This is a genomic window from Saccharibacillus sacchari DSM 19268 (assembly GCF_000585395.1).
In the GTDB taxonomy this organism is placed as follows: domain Bacteria; phylum Bacillota; class Bacilli; order Paenibacillales; family Paenibacillaceae; genus Saccharibacillus; species Saccharibacillus sacchari.
Window position 1 is genome coordinate 2,052,444 of sequence record NZ_KK073875.1, and the last position, 16,555, is coordinate 2,068,998.

15 protein-coding genes are annotated in these 16,555 nt (G+C 55.3%); 7 read left to right on the forward strand and 8 right to left on the reverse strand.

The genetic code is table 11. The features are described from left to right. Positions 1-390: 390 nt before the first annotated feature. A complete protein-coding gene (locus SACSAC_RS08750) occupies positions 391-1,614 on the reverse strand; it encodes a GTP-binding protein (RefSeq protein WP_037285381.1) in 1,224 nt (407 codons plus the stop codon). A 178-nt stretch (positions 1,615-1,792) separates the two neighbouring features. On the opposite strand from SACSAC_RS08750, the gene SACSAC_RS28625 reads away from it, so the two are divergent. Continuing rightward, the gene (locus tag SACSAC_RS28625; RefSeq protein WP_037285383.1) at positions 1,793-2,044 is read left to right on the forward strand and encodes a ClbS/DfsB family four-helix bundle protein; all 252 of its coding nucleotides are present in this window, start codon (positions 1,793-1,795) and stop codon (positions 2,042-2,044) included. Next, a complete protein-coding gene (locus SACSAC_RS28630; protein ID WP_342666452.1) occupies positions 2,010-2,381 on the forward strand; it encodes a ClbS/DfsB family four-helix bundle protein in 372 nt (123 codons plus the stop codon). Before SACSAC_RS28625 ends, SACSAC_RS28630 begins: the two co-directional genes overlap by 35 nt. A gap of 65 nt (positions 2,382-2,446) precedes the next feature. Here SACSAC_RS28630 and SACSAC_RS08765 read toward each other — a convergent pair whose 3' ends face one another. Both SACSAC_RS08765 and SACSAC_RS08770 read right to left on the reverse strand, forming a co-directional pair. After that, positions 2,447-2,869: a hypothetical protein gene (locus tag SACSAC_RS08765; protein WP_037285385.1), complete on the reverse strand. Its 423-nt coding sequence runs from the start codon at positions 2,867-2,869 to the stop codon at positions 2,447-2,449. A 125-nt stretch (positions 2,870-2,994) separates the two neighbouring features. After that, positions 2,995-4,179: an MFS transporter gene (locus SACSAC_RS08770; RefSeq protein WP_037292463.1), complete on the reverse strand. Its 1,185-nt coding sequence runs from the start codon at positions 4,177-4,179 to the stop codon at positions 2,995-2,997. A gap of 326 nt (positions 4,180-4,505) precedes the next feature. Here SACSAC_RS08770 and SACSAC_RS08775 point away from each other — a divergent pair, with 326 nt between their 5' ends. Then, positions 4,506-5,405, forward strand: a complete 900-nt coding sequence (locus SACSAC_RS08775; RefSeq protein ID WP_037285386.1) for a LysR family transcriptional regulator — start codon at positions 4,506-4,508, stop codon at positions 5,403-5,405. 83 nt (positions 5,406-5,488) lie between these two features. Beyond that, positions 5,489-6,016, forward strand: a complete 528-nt coding sequence (locus SACSAC_RS08780; RefSeq protein WP_037285389.1) for a hypothetical protein — start codon at positions 5,489-5,491, stop codon at positions 6,014-6,016. A gap of 82 nt (positions 6,017-6,098) precedes the next feature. Here the strand turns inward: SACSAC_RS08780 and SACSAC_RS08785 are convergent, their stop codons facing one another. The 4 genes from SACSAC_RS08785 to SACSAC_RS08800 form a co-directional block, all read right to left on the reverse strand. Then, a complete protein-coding gene (locus SACSAC_RS08785; protein ID WP_037285392.1) occupies positions 6,099-6,470 on the reverse strand; it encodes a hypothetical protein in 372 nt (123 codons plus the stop codon). A 292-nt stretch (positions 6,471-6,762) separates the two neighbouring features. Continuing rightward, a complete protein-coding gene (locus SACSAC_RS08790) occupies positions 6,763-8,106 on the reverse strand; it encodes an ABC transporter substrate-binding protein (protein WP_037285394.1) in 1,344 nt (447 codons plus the stop codon). Positions 8,107-8,306: 200 nt separating this feature from the next. Next, positions 8,307-9,146 carry a carbohydrate ABC transporter permease gene (locus tag SACSAC_RS08795; protein WP_037285396.1) on the reverse strand — a complete coding sequence of 280 codons (840 nt, stop codon included), beginning with the start codon at positions 9,144-9,146 and terminating at the stop codon, positions 8,307-8,309. Then, positions 9,147-10,007: a carbohydrate ABC transporter permease gene (locus tag SACSAC_RS08800; protein ID WP_037292465.1), complete on the reverse strand. Its 861-nt coding sequence runs from the start codon at positions 10,005-10,007 to the stop codon at positions 9,147-9,149. It abuts the gene before it with no gap. 280 nt (positions 10,008-10,287) lie between these two features. On the opposite strand from SACSAC_RS08800, the gene SACSAC_RS08805 reads away from it, so the two are divergent. Together SACSAC_RS08805 and SACSAC_RS08810 are read left to right on the forward strand one after the other, a co-directional pair. Continuing rightward, positions 10,288-12,138: a cache domain-containing sensor histidine kinase gene (locus tag SACSAC_RS08805; RefSeq protein WP_037285398.1), complete on the forward strand. Its 1,851-nt coding sequence runs from the start codon at positions 10,288-10,290 to the stop codon at positions 12,136-12,138. Positions 12,139-12,180: 42 nt separating this feature from the next. Beyond that, on the forward strand, positions 12,181-13,524 hold the full coding sequence (locus tag SACSAC_RS08810) for a response regulator transcription factor (RefSeq protein ID WP_051506990.1): 1,344 nt from the start codon (positions 12,181-12,183) through the stop codon (positions 13,522-13,524). A 412-nt stretch (positions 13,525-13,936) separates the two neighbouring features. Here the strand turns inward: SACSAC_RS08810 and SACSAC_RS08815 are convergent, their stop codons facing one another. Beyond that, a complete protein-coding gene (locus tag SACSAC_RS08815; RefSeq protein ID WP_051506991.1) occupies positions 13,937-15,628 on the reverse strand; it encodes a methyl-accepting chemotaxis protein in 1,692 nt (563 codons plus the stop codon). 366 nt (positions 15,629-15,994) lie between these two features. Here SACSAC_RS08815 and SACSAC_RS08820 point away from each other — a divergent pair, with 366 nt between their 5' ends. After that, the gene (locus tag SACSAC_RS08820; protein ID WP_037285400.1) at positions 15,995-16,513 is read left to right on the forward strand and encodes an antibiotic biosynthesis monooxygenase family protein; all 519 of its coding nucleotides are present in this window, start codon (positions 15,995-15,997) and stop codon (positions 16,511-16,513) included. Positions 16,514-16,555: the final 42 nt, after the last annotated feature.

Consider the following 16,555-nt stretch of genomic DNA (forward strand, 5'->3'; position numbering starts at 1 on the left):
TCTATGGACATTGCATACGGAGGTTTTTTCGCATACCGACATCCATGATCGATCCGAAACTTGTTTCCTGAACGCCGGTATTCCTGGGCGATCCGAAGATCGTGTTCCGAAGGCGTGGATTTTCGGTCCGCGACTTTTAACGGATCGTAGCGACACTTAGCAGCTGATATCGGCCTTTTGAAAAATGTAACGGATCAAGCAGACGCTTAGAGGAGAAAACTCGGATTTTCAAAGCCGAAAACGGCTCTTTTTCCGGCTAAGCGTCGTCTGGTTCCGTTAAAAATAAACAACCGCCTAAAAGAGATCGCTAACGGACATACGATCCGTTACGAACCCTTTTAGACGGTTTTCAAGAAATCAGCGTCCAACTTCCACCTCTACCCGTTGCAATTACGCCGTCACGGGTTTAAAAGGATTCGGCAGCTTGCTCCAATCCTGCCCCATCTCCTCAGTCGTCAGCAGCGTCGCATCCAGCGACCGCTCGATCTCTTCGCGATCCATGCCGATCCCGATGAACACCAGCTTCGTCACGCGGTCGCCCCATTTATCGTCCCAATCCGGCGAGTTTTCTAGCGATTCGCCTTCGCCAAAGTAGAACGCGCGCTCCTCCGGCGTCAGTGCCGACACCCAAAGTCCCGCGCTGGTGAATTCTTTCGAGCTGCCCGCCTGGCTGAACGAATACGCTTTACGGTTATCGAACGCCATCCACACGATGCCTTTGGAACGCACGACGGCTTCCGGCCAGCGTCCCATCCAGCGGCCGAAGCGTTCGGGATGGAACGGGATCTTTCTTTTATACACGAACGAATTGATCCCATACTCCTCCGTCTCGGGCGTATGCTCCTCCTTCGACAGTTCCAGAACCCAGCCCGCCGACGCACTCGCCTGATCGAAATCGAAACGTCCGGTGTTCAGGATTTCCTTCGGATCGACTTTTCCTTTGACCGAACGAATAAACTTCGCCGTCGGCTGAAGGCTGCGCAGCACCTCTTCCAGACGATCCAGCTCTTCCGGCTCCACGAGGTCGCATTTGTTCAAGATCAGCACATCGCAGAATTCCACCTGTTCGACCAATAGATCCACGATGCTGCGTTCGTCTTCGTCGGCGACTTCCTGTCCGCGATCCCGCAGCTTTTCCCGCGACTGATAATCTTTCCAGAATTCCGCCGCGTTCACCACCGTCACCATCGTATCGAGCTTGGTGAGCTGCGTCAGGTCGATGCCGTTTTCTTCATCCACGTAGCTGAAGGTCTGGGCTACCGGAACCGGCTCGCCGATCCCTGTCGATTCGATCAGAATATAGTCGTAACGTCCGTCCTGCGCCAAGCGCTCCACTTCCACCAGCAAATCTTCGCGCAGCGTGCAGCAGATGCAGCCGTTGGACATCTCCACCAGCTTCTCGTCGATCCTCGACAGTCCGCCGCCTTCCCGCACCAGATCCGCGTCGATGTTCACTTCGCTCATATCGTTCACGATCACGGCCACCCGCAGCCCTTCCCGGTTATTCAGCACATGATTCAGCAACGTTGTTTTGCCCGATCCCAGGTAACCGCTCAGAACTGTAACCGGAATCCGGCGATCGCTCCCTGTTTGTTTGGTATCAAAAAGACTCATAAGACTTCTCGCTTCCTTTCGGAATGAATTTAATCGTAATTATTACGATTTAACTTGTTGTATCTTAATCCTTTTCGATAGAGATTGTCAATGCGTGCCGATTTTCGTTCGCGAAACGGACACCATGCTGTCTCAGTTAACGGACTATAATGGAGGTTGAGGAAAAAGGAGGAATTCCATGCCAAGTTACGATTACGCATCCAAACACGAGTTGAAAGCCGCGATTCACGCCGCTTACCTCAAGCTGGATGCCGAGTATGACGGAATCAGCGACGCGGATCGCGACGCACGTTTTCCCGATGTCGATCGCACGCCTGCGGAGATTTGGGCGTATCAACTGGGTTGGGGCGACACACCGAAAATGCCCGCTCCGGGCTACAAATGGAACCCGTCCCTTGTCAGATCCAGAGGTATGGTTACGTCCAACTGAAACCCACCTACACCATGCGGGTTTCAGCCGAACGAAATCCAAGGATTTAAGTCTGACAAGGAACCCACTCGGCGGGATGTACGCAGACTTTTATCGGCAGTATGAAGGCTATTCGCTGACCGAGCTTCGAGCAATGTTCGCCCAAGCGGAATCGGAATGGCTGGAGTGGATCGAGAATTTGAGCGAGGAGGAGCTGTTCGTTCAAGGACAGCGCCGCTGGACCGGAGACAAGCCGAACTGGCCGATGGCGCGTTGGATACATATCAATTCGGCTGCGCCGTTCGGGACTTTTCGGGCGAAAATACGGAAGTGGAAAAGGGCGAAGGCGGCGGCGTGAGATAAAGGAAATGCGCGGCATTCTGACATGTCTTGCAGAAAGTTAGCGGGGGGTTGATCGGAAATTTACATCCTCCAACCATACCCGATCCACGCCCGCGTATTCGGATTAAAATACAGACTTTTGTTCTCATTGCCGAACCGCGGATTCAAATCCGGGTAGGTTACGCGCACCGCATACCCGCCGTTCGTCCAGCACAACCAGCGGTGAAAAGTCTGCCAACCTCCAATAGAAGCGACGTTGTTTGACCCCACCCGCTCCACCTGAGCCTCAAGCAGCCCCGGATACCCGTCCAGCGCTTCGCGCTCTTCGACCTCCATATGCCGATAAGACGCCTGAATAAAAACATCTTCCGCAATAAACATCGTGCTCCATATCCAATAACCGATCACCAAAACCAATATGGACAAAGCCGTCACAAGGCGCGCTTTGCCCCATCCTCGGCTCTGTTTGGTTTCGCTCGCTTCTTTTCGTGCGGTCAACTTCATACTCTTTCCTCCTGGTCGGTGCTTGAGCAATCGAGGTCACTCCTACACCCGATTCGTCAAGAAAAAGGAAATTCCTGCTATTCATCAACATATCGATGAATAGCAGGAATTTAGAAAAACGCAGCTTAAGCTTTTTCAACTCCGGTCCGGCTGCTCGTTTTCTCTGCGTTAGACCGGCCTTGCGTCATCTTCCATTGCAACGCAATCATCGCGACAATCGCGGCTAACATCACAGTAAGCGCCCCGTTGAAATGACCTGACGCATCGTGCAAAGCCCCGATCGTCAGCGGCCCCATAGCCCCGAGCATATAACCGCCGCCCTGCGTCATGGCCGACCAGCCGCTGGCTTCTTCGGGCGTATTTGCTTCCGCGATCGGCAGCATTAATGCCAACGGGAACAATCCGCCCGCTCCGATACCGAGTGCGATAACCGCCGGAAGCATGGGAAGTCCAAGCAGCAGCATGCCGATCCCCGAAAGTTCGAACAGCGCGCACCCCACCAACACCGCTCTAGGATTCCCTAATTTGGCGACCAGGCTCGGCGCGGTCAGCGATATCGGAATCTGGATCAGCGTGAACAGCGTCAGAAACGTCGCCGCTTGATCCGAGGTATACCCGAAATCGACCGCTATCGGCGCGATCCAAGCCGTGACCGAATAGAACATGCCGGACATCAGGCCGAAAAACAACGTCAGTTGAATCGCTTTGCGGTTGCGGATCGGCAGCACGGAACGTGCACGAAGACCCGATGCGGATGTTCCTCCGCGCCGGGCGAAGCCTACCCAGAATACCGCTGCGACTACACCAAGAACCGCCCAACCCGCCAACGCAACGTTCAAATGCTCGCCGCTCTGCTCATACACCGGAACCGACAGCGAAGAAGCAAGCGCCGCTCCCACCGTCATCGAGGCGGAATAGATACTAATTACAGCAGGCCGATGCGGAAACATCTTTTTAATAAACGCCGACAACAGCGGCCCCGCCAGACTGATCCCGATCCCGCCGACAATCGCCGTCAGAATCAACAACCACACCGAGCTGCCCAATCCCCGAAGCCCGGTCATCGCGGCGATCAACAACAACGAAGCCCAGATCGTCCGCTCCATCCCCAACCGATCCCCGATCTTCGCAGCCAACGGCGCAAACAGTCCCATACACAGCACCGGAATCGTCGTCAACAAACTCGCCGTCGCCCCGCTCATCCCAAGCTCCTCCTGAATCGTCCCCAGCAAAGGCGCAACCGAAGTCATAAGCGGTCTAAGATTCAACGCCGCGATCCCAATCGCCAGCAGCGCATAAATGTTTTTCATCTTCACAAGCCCACCTCCATCAATATTTCAGTTGGCTCTTAGTATAGGCAAGCTTCATTCATTGATCAATTCTATAATCTTTATTATTATAATAGGATAAAACTATGATTGGGCATGTGAAGAAAAGCCCTTTCTTGACTGAAGCGACAAGCGGAGGGAGAAATTCAGTGAAAGACGCCTTTGAACTCGGAAAACTCCCTTGCTTAAATTCAATCCAGTTTTCCGAGTGAAACAGCACCTTGAACGAATTTCTCCCGCAGCGCCCACACGCTTCCCCAACGAACAGGATTTTCCCCACACCCGAAATTATAAAGGTGGCGACGATTATGGACACCCGCAATATCCAATATTTCATGGCCGTCTACGAACATCTTCACTTCACCCGCGCCGCCGAAGAGCTGGGCATCTCCCAACCGACCCTCAGCCAACAAATCCGAGCGTTGGAAAACGAACTCGGCATCCCCCTGTTCGACCGGATCGGCAAAAAAGTCGTCGTAACCGAAGCCGGCAAAATGTTCAAGCACTACGGCACAAAGATGCTCCAAGCCGAAATGGATATCAAAACCGCGGCGACCGAACTCAAATCGGGTAACCAAGGCGAAATTCGTTTAGCGGCTCTGCCTTCCGACCTTGATTTCCGCCTGGTCCCGCTGTTCGTCCGCTTCAAAACTAAATACCCCGATACCCGGCTTCAGGTGATCTCGACCATCTTCGCACACGACGAAGTGTTGAACCATAAGGTCGATCTGGGCATCGGGCTTCAAGGCTCGACGGACGATCGGCTTACCCGCATCCCGCTCGGCTCCGAGCCGTACCATCTGTTCGTGCACGCTGACAGCAAGCTGGCCCGCAGAAAACGAATCAAGCTGGAGGATCTGAAAGACCACCCGTTGGTCATGTATCCGAAAGGCTACGTCGGCCGCGATCTGGTGGATGCCACCTGCCGAAAGCTGGGTTTCGAGCTGTCCACGGCGATGGAGACGGCGTCGGCCGCTTCGCTGCTTCAGCTTGTTTCCGCCGGAATCGGCGCCACGATCCAGCCCGCGGGACTGATCCGGCAAAACGGCAAAGATTATCCCGATATCGTCGCGATTCCTTTGTCCGGCGTAGAGCCGGTTCGGCATCTGGAGCTGACTTACTACGCGGACCGCTTTTTGACGGGCGCGCAGCAGGAGTTGATTCGATGGCTGACGGACTTTTTCTCGGAGATGCGAACTTTTCCTTAAGTTTTTGCCGGCGGAACAAGTCTTTTGGCGGATCAAAAGCGTCTATGAGTTAACGGATCGATAAAAGGAGGTTCGACTTTGCGATGAAAAAACGAAGATTCCCGGCGGCCGTGATCCTGCTGGCGCTGTTAACCGCATGTTCCGCCGACCCGGCTCCCGACTCCATCGGGAAAGACTCGGACACGGTAACGGCCGTCAAAAAAATTCCGGACAGCGATTTCGAGCTTCGCCTGATTGCGGAGCGCGTCGAGCAGGAAGATAACGTCTTTAAGCTCGAAGCCGGTCTGCGTTACACGGGCGATCAGCCGGAAGCGACGGTCATGCACGGCGATCCGTTGTTCTACGCGGGACTGACGATCGACGGCGAACAGGTCAACGGACCGATCGCCATATCGACGGTCGGCCTTTTCACGCCGCTTGCCGCGAACGAATGGCATACGAGGGACGTCAGCATCCAATCTTCCCGTACGCAGATCAAACAGTTTTACGCAAAAGGCGGGGAGATTACGCTGCATGCCGAATTCAGCGCCGACGACTACGCGAACGGGTCCGGTTACGATGCGACATTAAGCTTGAAAAGCGCCGAAATCCTCCACGAAAAGGAAGGCTAGGACTTGGATGCGTATCCGCGAAAAAAGCCGATTCGACAGGCATTGCGCCCGTCGAATCGGCTTTCCTTGTTTACGGCCTTGGTTACTTTGCCGCCATTCTTTTGATCGAGAGATTGGATATGTTCTCGTCGCTGGAGCGCCCGGTAACGATCACTTGAAACTTCTTCCCGTTCTTTTCCACCGAAATCACTTTGCTGCTTTCGATTTCGGTCAGCGTCCAGCCTTCCTGATCCAACTTGTCGTGATAAGAAACGTGAAAAGAATCGTAATCTTGAGGCACTTCGTACTTCCCTGCTTTCCTTTCGGCATCGAAAGCCAGCTGCTTCGCCTCGACGGGAACCGGGATGCCGCCCAGTTCTTCAACGTAACGATACTGCGATTCTTGTTCGACGGGATCGGTTTGACTTCCGCAAGCGGTAAGCAGAACGATCAAAACCACAAGCATAAAACGCATATCTTTTCGTCACCTCGATTTTCCGGAATTTCGTTTGCAGCGGATCGGTTCCGTTAACCGCTAACGAAAAACCTGATCGACTTATTATTTTACTCTGCGCATTCCGTCCTCACAAATCCGAACTCCGGCTTTTTGATGCATTCCGTATCGAATTCGGCAGGCCGCATATACGTACATCCATTCCGCTTACGGCTGCGCTGCGCCGTTTTTTCGCATAAAAAAAAGCGATTCCCGAAGCCGCATAACGGCTTTCGGGATCGCTTTTTTTCTCGATTTCGCTTCTATCTCGCGCTTACTTCGCCGCCAATTTCAGCACCGTCTCGTCCATTTGTTTGAACAGCTCTTCCTTCGTGATCTTCTTCGCCACGTAAGCTTGCATCAAAGCGCCGAATTCTTGGGAAGTGCCGTCCGGCAGCTTAGGCCATTGCCAGCCGAGGGTTTTGTCGGCTTGCACGTATTCTTGGATGCTGGCCGCGATCGTGCCGAGCTGTTCCGGTTCGTACGTGATCGTTTTGAGCGCCGGGATGAATTTGAATTCTTCAACCGTGTAGCGTTTGCCTGTCTCGGAAGTGACCATCCACTCCAGGAACTTTTTCGCTTCTTCTTTGTTGGCCGAGTTTTTGTTCACGACCCAGTTGTTCGGCACGCCGACGAAGATGTTGTCGTTCAGCGCTTCGTCGTCGTTGATCGGCATCGGCAGAACGCCGACTTGCAGCTCCGGATCAATGCCGTCGATTTGCACTTGCGTCCAGTTGCCTTGCTGCGTCATCGCCGCCATGCCGGAAGCGAATTCGGTCATTTGCGTGTTATAGTCGGTCGTCAGAGGGCGGTCGTTGCTGAACTCCATCGTGAGGTCGACCAAGTTGATCCATTCGTTGAAGATCTCGTTGTCCACGACCGAAGTCTTGCCTTCTCTCCAGTCCGCGATGAATTTGTCGGGATCGTCTTGTTTCGCGTAAGCGCCGTTCACCAAGTGCTGCCCGATAACCCACCATTCCTGGTAGCCGTTTTCGAACGGTACGATGCCCGCGTCTTGCAACTTCTGAGCGGCTGCGCGCAGTTCCGTAAGCGTCGTCGGAATCTCCGTGATGCCGGCTTGCTCGAACAGCGCTTTGTTGTACAGGAAACCGTAACCTTCGATGTTCATCGGCAGGCCGTACAGCTTGCCGTCCATCGTCATCGGGTCTTTCACGTTATCGCTGAGGTCCGCGACCCACGGTTGATCCGACAGATCTTCCATGCGGTCTTTCCACAGCTGCGCTTCGTTATAGCCGCCGTTGTTGAAAATGTCCGGTTCGTCGCCCGAAGCGAATTTCGCTTTCAGCGCCGCGCCGTAGTCCGCGCCGCCGCCGACCGTTTCGATCGTGATCGTCACGCCGGTTTCTTTTTTGTACTCGGCCAGCAGTTTCTCCATCGCGTCCGCGATTTCGACTTTAAACTGGAACATCTTGAGCGTGACGTCGGATGCCGGGGCGTCGGTTCCCGTTGCCGGTTCCGTCGTATCCGTTCCGGTCTCGGTCGTGCCTGTTCCCGTCGTCGTGCCCGTCTCCGGATTCGGCATGCCGCCCCCGCCGCAAGCGGCAAGGATCGAAATCATGAGCAGTAAAGCCAGGGTGAGAAAGCTTGTTTTTTTCATGCGTGTAGCCTCCCTTGTGTGTGATGAAACGGTGCGCCCCTCGATCTTTCGAAACTGTCGTGCGCCGACGCGTTTTCGAACGCCGCCGACGGACTCGTCTTGACCTCTTTCCAATCGTTTGGCAAGCGTTTACAATAAGGGAGCTTTACGTCCCTCATCTCGCTTTTATGTGGTCGTTCCGCTTACCCGTGGTTGATACGTCAGCCTTTCACGGCTCCGGCCGCGATACCGGCGATGATATGTTTTTGCAGTGCCAGGAAAAAGACGATGATCGGCGCGATGCCCATAAGCAGTCCCGCCAGCGCCAAGTCCCATTGTTTGGTGTATTGGGAGAAGAACGCGTTGGTGGCCAGCGGAATGGTTCGCAAATCCGCGTTGCCCCCGACGATCAGGAGAGGCAGCAGGAAGTCGTTCCAGATCCACAGCGTGTTCAAGATGAACACCGTCACGATCATCGGCTTGAGCAGCGGCATGACGATTCGGAAAAAGACGCCGAACGGCGAGCAGCCGTCCACGATTCCCGCTTCTTCGACCTCGATCGGAACCGACTTCACGAAGCCGTGGAACAGGAAGATCGTCAGCGATGCGCCGAAGCCCAGATAACAGATGATCAGGCCCGGCAGATTGTTCGTCAAGCCCAAGTTGGCCGCGACCCGCACCAACGGGATCATGATCGACTGGAACGGGATGACCATCGCCGCGATGAACGCCATGAACACGATATTGTTGAAACGGCTCGGGAAGCGCACCAGCCGGTAGGCCGCCATGGAGCAGAACAGCGCCAGCAGGACGTTCGCCAATAGCGTGATCACGAGCGAATTGGTGAACGCTTTCGGAAATTCGAGAATCTCCCAAGCCCGCGTGAAGTTGTCGAAGGTGACGGCTTTCGGCAGCGCGGCGGAATCCTTGAGGATATCGGCGAACTTCTTGAGCGAGTTCACGACCACGAAGTAGAAGGGTACGAGGAACAGCAGCGCGAGCAGAACGGCGATAAGTTCGAGCGTAAGCGTTCGCCACGAATATTTGCGATCCGTTTCCATTTACGACTGAACCTCCCTTCTCTTCGTGAACCAGACTTGCAGCGACGAGACGAGCGCCACGATCACGAAGAACAGCAGCGCTTTGGCCGTGCCGAGTCCGTAGTTGCTGTTGGTGAACGCCTCGGTGTAAATGTTGAGCGCCAGCGATTCGGTTGAACCGAACGGCCCGCCCCGCGTCAGCGACAAGTTGAGGTCGAACATTTTGAACGCGTTGGACATCGACAGGAACAAGCAAACCGTGATCGAAGGCATGACCAGAGGGAACGTGATGAAGCGCAATTTTTGCAAATAACCCGCTCCGTCGATATCGGCCGCTTCGATCAGCGAACGGTCGACGTTCATCAGGCCCGCGATATAGATAATCATCATGTAGCCGGCAGCCTGCCATACGAACACGATCACGATGCCCCAGAAGCCGGTCGCTTCCGTGCCGAGCCATTCGAGATTGAAAAATCCGATGCCGGTCGCTTTGCCCACGGCCGCGAAGCCGCGGATGAAGATGAACTGCCAGATGAAGCCGAGCAGCAGTCCGCCGATGACGTTGGGAATGAAGAACAGCGTCCGCAGCAGATTGCGCATCTTCAGCGGCTGCACCAGCAGCAAGGCCAGCAAGAACGCGATCACGTTCGTAAGAATGACCACCGCCAGCGTGAACCGGATCGTGAACCAGAAAGAAACCCAGAATTTCGTGTCCGCGAACATGGCGGCGAAGTTGCGCGTGCCGACCCAATTGACGGTCACCGCGACGCCGTTCCAGTCCGTGAAGGAATAATACATGCCCAGGAAAAACGGGATGACGACGATAACAATAAAAAAGAGCAGCGACGGACCCAGGAATACGCTCTGCATCAGTACATTCATCCAGCGCTTGCGTCCAGCCAAGTTGGTGCACCTCCCGTTTCGGTCTTTTTTTCGGGTACGCACTTATTATAGAATCAAAAAGAAAGCGCTAACATAGAAGCAAATGACGAATTCGGTGGACTATATTGACCTACTGCCCGATCTCCGTCGACAATGAGATCAATATGCGGGAAAAAAGAAGAGTTCCTACTTTGTCAAGAAAGTCACGCGCGTGCGCAAAGCGAAGAGACGTCGTCGACCGTTTGAGAGATCGTTTCTATTTTCGGAAAAGGAGAGCGCCATGTTCAGACATTCGATCCGCAGCAAGTTGATTGTATTCCTTGTGTTCGCCACGGCTTTGCCTATTCTGCTCTCCGCCCTGATCGCCTACAATCTGACCAAAGAGAACGTCAAACGCAGCGCCGTCGAAGACAACGCCAGCCTGCTTTATCAAGGACAGATCAATATCGTCAACTATCTCGACACGGTCAACAAACTCTCCCTGCAAATTTACGACGAATCCGTTTACGGGGATACGGTGATCGATATCATTCTCGCAGGTTCCGACGAGCTGGATTCCGGCCTCGACCGAAACGACGTCATGGGCGCGCTGCGACGCTCTTATTACTCGCTGGACGGCATCTACCAAGTCTTTTTGCATATCGACAAAAGCAGCAACTCCTACCTCTACTTCGCGGGCAAACCGTACGGGCCGATGCGCCAGGAGCAGCTTCCGGAGTATCGGCGCTGGAACGTGCAGGCCTTCGCGGGCTTGACCCACCGGGCGGGCACCTACAGGCTGCGGCCCGAAAACGAGGAGCGGACGACGGACGTGTTTACGTTTAACCGGATCGTCTACGATATTCCCCGCAACGAAAAAGCCGGCCTGCTCGCGATCGACGTGCGCATCGATTTCCTTCGCTCGTTGACGCAGCGCCTGGCCGCCGAAGGCGAGCAGGTGTATATCGTGGACGGCGAAGGGCGGCTGATCGTCGGCCCTCCCGACCGCCTCGGCGAGAAGCCTGACCTGAACGGACTGGACGAAGTGTTGGCGGCGCGCGACGAATCCGGCTACACGGTGCAAAAAGACGGCAGCGACTCTTTCCTTTTTTACGAAAAGGTACGCAGCCCGCTCGCCGATTGGACGTTAATCAAAAACGTCGATACCGACACGCTGTACCGCCGCGAGCGGCAAATCCTGCTGCTCAACGCCGCCGTAGGCGCGCTGTCGCTGATCGTGGTCGTCGTGGCAACGGCGTTTATCTCGCTCAAATTCACCCAGCCGATCCGCAAACTGATCCGCGGCATGCAGCAGGTCGAATCGGGCGGGCTTCCGCTTGAACTGGAGACGAACCGGACCGACGAATTCGGCGTGCTGTCGAGGCGGTTCGAAGGCATGGTTCGCAGGTTGAACGACTCCATTTTGAAACAGTACCGGTTGGAGATCATGAACAAGACCAATCAATTGAGGGCGCTCGAAGCGCAGGTCAATCCGCATTTTCTGAACAACGCCCTGCAATCCATTGCAACGCAGGCGCTCCGAAAAGGCGATAAAGAGGTCTACGGCCTCATCACCTCGCTCGGGCGCATGATGCACTACAATATGCACGTCGGCGACGCCTTCGTCCCGCTCAGCCGGGAGCTGGAATACGTGCAGGATTATCTCGGTTTGCAAAAGCATCGCTTCCAGGGCAACTTCCGTTTCTCCCTGGAGATCGAGCCGGAAGCGAAAACCGTGCAGGTGCCGCGAATGATTCTCCAACCGCTCGCGGAAAATTATTTCAAGCACGCGGACGAAGCGCCGGAAAAAGAAGGCGTGCTGCGCATTCGGGCCTTCATCCGTTGTATGGAAGTTGACGACATGAATCCGAGATCCAATGCTGCTCTTCGCCGCGAACTGATCATCATCGTCGCCGATAACGGCCCCGGCATCGAACAAAACAAACGGCAGGAATTGCAGGATATGCTCGACCGACCGCTCGTGTTCGGTCAAAATACGGAATCGCCGCAGATCGGACTGCGCAGCGTCGGCGATCGGCTCCGGCTCTATTTCGGCGAATCCGCTGCGGTTTTCTTGAGTCAGGCGCTGGAAGGCGGGCTTCAGGTTACGCTTCGGATCCCTTTGTTTGGAGACGAGGATTTTCGGACATAAATAGAAGAAGAGATCGATTTTCCAAAAAAAGGAGCAGCCATCATGAAAGTACTCATCGTAGACGACGAAGCCCATGTCCGCGAAGCGATTAGACTCCTGATCGATTGGGAGCGCTACGAACCGACCGAAGTGTTGGAAGCCGCGAACGGCCGCGAAGCCGTCGCCATGATCGAACGGCACGCCCCGCATATCGTGCTGACGGATATGATCATGCCGGCCGGAGGCGGAATCGACCTGCTGGAGTGGATCAGCGTCCAAGCGCCGGATACCAAGACTTTGGTCATCAGCGGGCACGGAGACTTCGACTTCGCCCGTCAGACCTTGCGCTACGGCGGCATGGATTATTTATTGAAGCCTATCGACGCGGATCAGCTTAACGACTCCTTTTCGCGTGCCGTGCAGAGTTGGAAAACGAGCGAAGCCAATCGCAGGCAGCTGCTTGCCCAGGCGATGGAGGTCAACCGCTTCAAGCCCGTTTACCGCGACAAACTGTGCTCCGATCTGCTCGGCGCCCCTGCCGCGCGGGAGACGGCGGAGCGGGAGCTGGCAGGGGAGTTCGGCTTGAACGAACCCGCAGGCACCGTGCGAAGCGCCGTTGTGCGATTGAGCGAAAACTCGCCGCTGTGGCACAAATATGCCGGGCGTACCGAACTGCTCTTCTTCACGTTGGCCAACGTCGCCAACGAAATGCTCGGACGCGGCTCGGACGGTTATGCTTTCCGCAATCTGGGGCGCGAACGGGAGATCGCCGTTTTCTTCTGGAACGGCGCGGCGCATGCCACGGAAAAGCTTAATCGGATCAATGCGGGTCTGGCCGCCGTACTCGGCGAGCCTCTGCATTTCGGCATCGGCGGATGCGCGGACGGCTTGGGCGACGGGTTGCGCGCTTCGTATCTTCAGGCAGAGGAAGCTTTGAAACAATATTCCTTACAGCCTGCCGTCATAGCGGCCGCCCATGCCGGAGCCGCAGCGGGCAGCAAAGACGCTCGCAGCGCCTTCGCCGCCCCGGAACCCGACAGCAATGAGAACAGCATCTATGTCCACGCCTTCGAATCCGGTTCCGCCGGCGGCGCAGGCGTGATGGAAGAGATCGCCGCCTATATCCGCGAGCATTACCGCGAAGAATTGACCCTGCAAGACTTGGCAGACCGCTTCTTCCTGAGCCGCGAATACATCTCGAGGCGCTTCAAACGCGAACTCGGCGAAAATGTCTTCGACTACCTCGCCAACATCCGCCTCGAACGCGCCAAACGCCTGCTCCTCGACTCCGACATGACCGTCGTCCGCATCGCCGAACTGGTCGGCTACCAAGACGAAAAATACTTCAGCCGCGTGTTCAAAAAAACGACCGGCCACACGCCAAACGAATTCCGGCGCGCCTTTTGAATCTTTTTTCCCAAATCAGACCATGCCGTCAAAAAAAGAGCTGCCCCCAAGCCGCAACCGCGACTCCGAGACAGCCCTTCTTTTCTATATGCCTTATATTTCTCTTGAGTTGCCTTATTTTCTTCCGTCTTTTTCTCTATTCTTTACCTTACTCTCCCCACCGGGAGAGGCTTCTTCAGCATCCGCAAAGCCCTATCGGAGAGGAAGCGCAGCAGCGGAGGGAGAAATTCAGTGAAATACAGGATTTCGAAGAAAACCTGCGGTAACATTCAGTATGATGTTGACGCCTTTGAGCGCGGAAAACCGAAGGTTTTCTGCGCGAGACAGCGTCTTGAACGAATTTCTACCGCAGCGCCTCCAAGCTCCCTCCCCGAATAGGGTTTTCCGAGGCTGCCCCAAGCCTCTCCTCCCCTCACACTCTAAATTGACCGACTTCCCCCTGCAACTCGCTCGACAACCGGCTCAATACCTCCGCCGACGCCGATACTTCCTGCATCGAAGCCAACTGCTGCTCGGAAGCCGCGGCCACGCTTTGCGAACGGGCCGAAATATCCCGCGACAGCTCGTTCATGTCCCGCTCCGAGCTGAGCGTCTGCTGCATCCCCGCCGAGATTTGTTCAACTGCCGCGGCGGCTTCCTGCATCCGGCCCGTAATTTGCTCCAAAGAGCCGTAAATACGGTAGAACGATTCTCCCGCGCGGTTTGCCGTCTGCGCTCCGCTTTCTACTTCGCGCGACCCGACCTCCATGGCTTCGACTGCTCCGTGCAGTCGATTCACGATGCTGCCCAGAATCGCTTCCACCTCGGAGGCCGCCGTTTTCGACTGCTCCGCCAGCTTTTTCACCTCTTGAGCCACGACGCCGAAACCTTTGCCTTGCTCGCCTGCGCGAGCGGCTTCGATCGAAGCATTCAGCGCCAGCAGATTCGTTTGCCCCGCGATAGCGGCGATCGTTTGCACGATTTCGGCAATACGTTTCGATTCCCGTTCCAATTCATGCACCGCTTCGGACGAACGCCCTACTGTTTCCTTCGCCAATCGCATGCGTTCCATCGTTTCCCCGATCAGCTTCGTGCCTTCCTGAGCGCCTTCGAGCGCTCCCGCCGAAGCTTTCGACACATCCGAAGTCGTATCGGCTACGCGGCGAAGATTTTCGCCTCCGTCTTCGAGAGCCAGCTTGTTCTCGTCCATTCCCGCCATTTGGCGCTCGGCTCCGGTCGCCACGCTTTGGATCGCCGACGTGACATGGTCCGCTGCTTCGGTCGCCTGCCCGGAACTTTTGAGCAGCAAGTTCGAAGCGCCCGATACCTGCTCCGAGCTGCTGCCGATCTTGACGATCAGGTTCCGCAAATTGTTTTTCATCATATTGAACGCTTCCGCCATCTCGCCGATCTCGTCTTTATTGGTTACTTGCAAATCGGCTCCGCGCAGATCGCCTTCCGATATCCTTTTCGCTTCGGCGGCGATCAACGATACCGGACGCGCGATTTTGCGGCCGATCACGAAAGCGATCAACGTGCCCAACAGCAGTCCGGTCGCGACGACCCCGACGATAATCATTTCGATGTTCCGAACATTCGATGCGGTATCGGCGACCGAAGCGTCGAGCATTGAGCGTTGAATCGTTTCGAGCTGCTGCGAACGGTCGGCCAGCGCGTCGGCCAGCGGTACGCATTCTTCTTCCACGACGCGGGTATAACCTTCCGTATCGCCCGCCTCCTTGAGCGCGACCAGTCGCTGTCCGACTTCGCCGTAGCTTCGCTCCAGTTCAGTGATTTCGCCCAACAGCGCCTGCGATTGCGAGTCGGTCAGCAGAATGTTCAACTGCTGCATTTTTGCTGCCATATCGGCTTTATTTTGTTCAAAAGAATCCGCATGCTCGGTATTGCCCGTTATCAGGTAACCCCTTAAATTTTTCGCCTGCGCGGTCGCTTCGTATTTCATGTCCGCGATCGCCTGAATTTCGGCCACGTGCCGATCGATCAAATTTGCGTAGTTCCGATGAACCTGTTCAACCTCGTAGAAGCTGAACGCAGCCAAGATCAACATAATGACCAGTACTCCCGCAAAACCCGCATGTAGCCTTCTTCCGATCGTCATTTTCATGATTGTCCATCCCGTCCTGTCTCTGAAGTGTGTATAACATGCTCCCATCGACAGGCGGAAAGAAGGAATCCTCATAACCTGAACACGGGTCTTTCGGTGACTGTCCGCCTTGTTTCTTCTAGTTATTTAGACTCATATTTTAAGAATGAAACAATCTTCGGCAAAATTCGATTGTTTACGTTCTTTTTACAATCCGCGATAAGCGATCCGATTTCCGACCGCTTGGCCACGCTTGCTTCCGACTCCCCGCTCGAGGGTATAATGAAGGTATGCAGGATAAGGCAAACTCGAATCGGGCACGCGATTTTCCGTTCCGATTCATGTTCGCGCTTTTTCCCACTCTGACGCAAAGGCAGGTTGATCGTTATGTTCCTTTATTTGTTCCACGGCACGCTACCCGAAGATCCGCAGTTGGATAACGTATACACGCTACAAGACGACAAAGAGACGCTGTACTTGTTCGAAGCGGCCCACCCGCCGGATACTTCGATCGATTCCAGATCCGCTTATCAGGCGATCGACAGCGCCGGTTCGTTGGCGGGCGGCTTCGCGGTCCTGAACAATATTCCGGTCAGCGAAGACGGTCGCGCCGCTTTCGAAGAACGGTTCCTCGGACGGGCTCGCCGCGTTGAAGACATGCCGGGCTTTTCGGGCATTCGCGTCCTGCGTCCGCTGCAAGGCGATACGTACGTGATCCTGACCGTCTGGAAAGACGAAGACAGCTTCAAAGGCTGGCAGGAATCGGAAGCCTACAATCACGCCCACCAAAAACGCGATACCGCGCAGGGCATCACGCAGCAGCGGCCGGAGATTTTCGCCCGCCCTTCTTTCGTGACCACTTACCGCGTGACGTCTCCCGAATCCGGCCGCGGCGGTTCGTGTTAAGCCGCGAACGCCTATGACGACGTCTCCGTCATCGTGCCGTTA

Excerpts from the sequence above, each read along its gene's own strand:
- SACSAC_RS08750 (WP_037285381.1), bottom strand. The coding sequence starts at position 1,614 with ATGAGTCTTTTTGATACCAAACAAACAGGGAGCGATCGCCGGATTCCG.
- SACSAC_RS28625 (WP_037285383.1), top strand. The coding sequence starts at position 1,793 with ATGCCAAGTTACGATTACGCATCCAAACACGAGTTGAAAGCCGCGATT.
- SACSAC_RS08765 (WP_037285385.1), bottom strand. The coding sequence starts at position 2,869 with ATGAAGTTGACCGCACGAAAAGAAGCGAGCGAAACCAAACAGAGCCGA.
- SACSAC_RS08770 (WP_037292463.1), bottom strand. The coding sequence starts at position 4,179 with ATGAAAAACATTTATGCGCTGCTGGCGATTGGGATCGCGGCGTTGAAT.
- SACSAC_RS08775 (WP_037285386.1), top strand. The coding sequence starts at position 4,506 with ATGGACACCCGCAATATCCAATATTTCATGGCCGTCTACGAACATCTT.
- SACSAC_RS08780 (WP_037285389.1), top strand. The coding sequence starts at position 5,489 with ATGAAAAAACGAAGATTCCCGGCGGCCGTGATCCTGCTGGCGCTGTTA.
- SACSAC_RS08785 (WP_037285392.1), bottom strand. The coding sequence starts at position 6,470 with ATGCGTTTTATGCTTGTGGTTTTGATCGTTCTGCTTACCGCTTGCGGA.
- SACSAC_RS08790 (WP_037285394.1), bottom strand. The coding sequence starts at position 8,106 with ATGAAAAAAACAAGCTTTCTCACCCTGGCTTTACTGCTCATGATTTCG.
- SACSAC_RS08795 (WP_037285396.1), bottom strand. The coding sequence starts at position 9,146 with ATGGAAACGGATCGCAAATATTCGTGGCGAACGCTTACGCTCGAACTT.
- SACSAC_RS08800 (WP_037292465.1), bottom strand. The coding sequence starts at position 10,007 with ATGAATGTACTGATGCAGAGCGTATTCCTGGGTCCGTCGCTGCTCTTT.
- SACSAC_RS08805 (WP_037285398.1), top strand. The coding sequence starts at position 10,288 with ATGTTCAGACATTCGATCCGCAGCAAGTTGATTGTATTCCTTGTGTTC.
- SACSAC_RS08810 (WP_051506990.1), top strand. The coding sequence starts at position 12,181 with ATGAAAGTACTCATCGTAGACGACGAAGCCCATGTCCGCGAAGCGATT.
- SACSAC_RS08815 (WP_051506991.1), bottom strand. The coding sequence starts at position 15,628 with ATGAAAATGACGATCGGAAGAAGGCTACATGCGGGTTTTGCGGGAGTA.
- SACSAC_RS08820 (WP_037285400.1), top strand. The coding sequence starts at position 15,995 with ATGTTCCTTTATTTGTTCCACGGCACGCTACCCGAAGATCCGCAGTTG.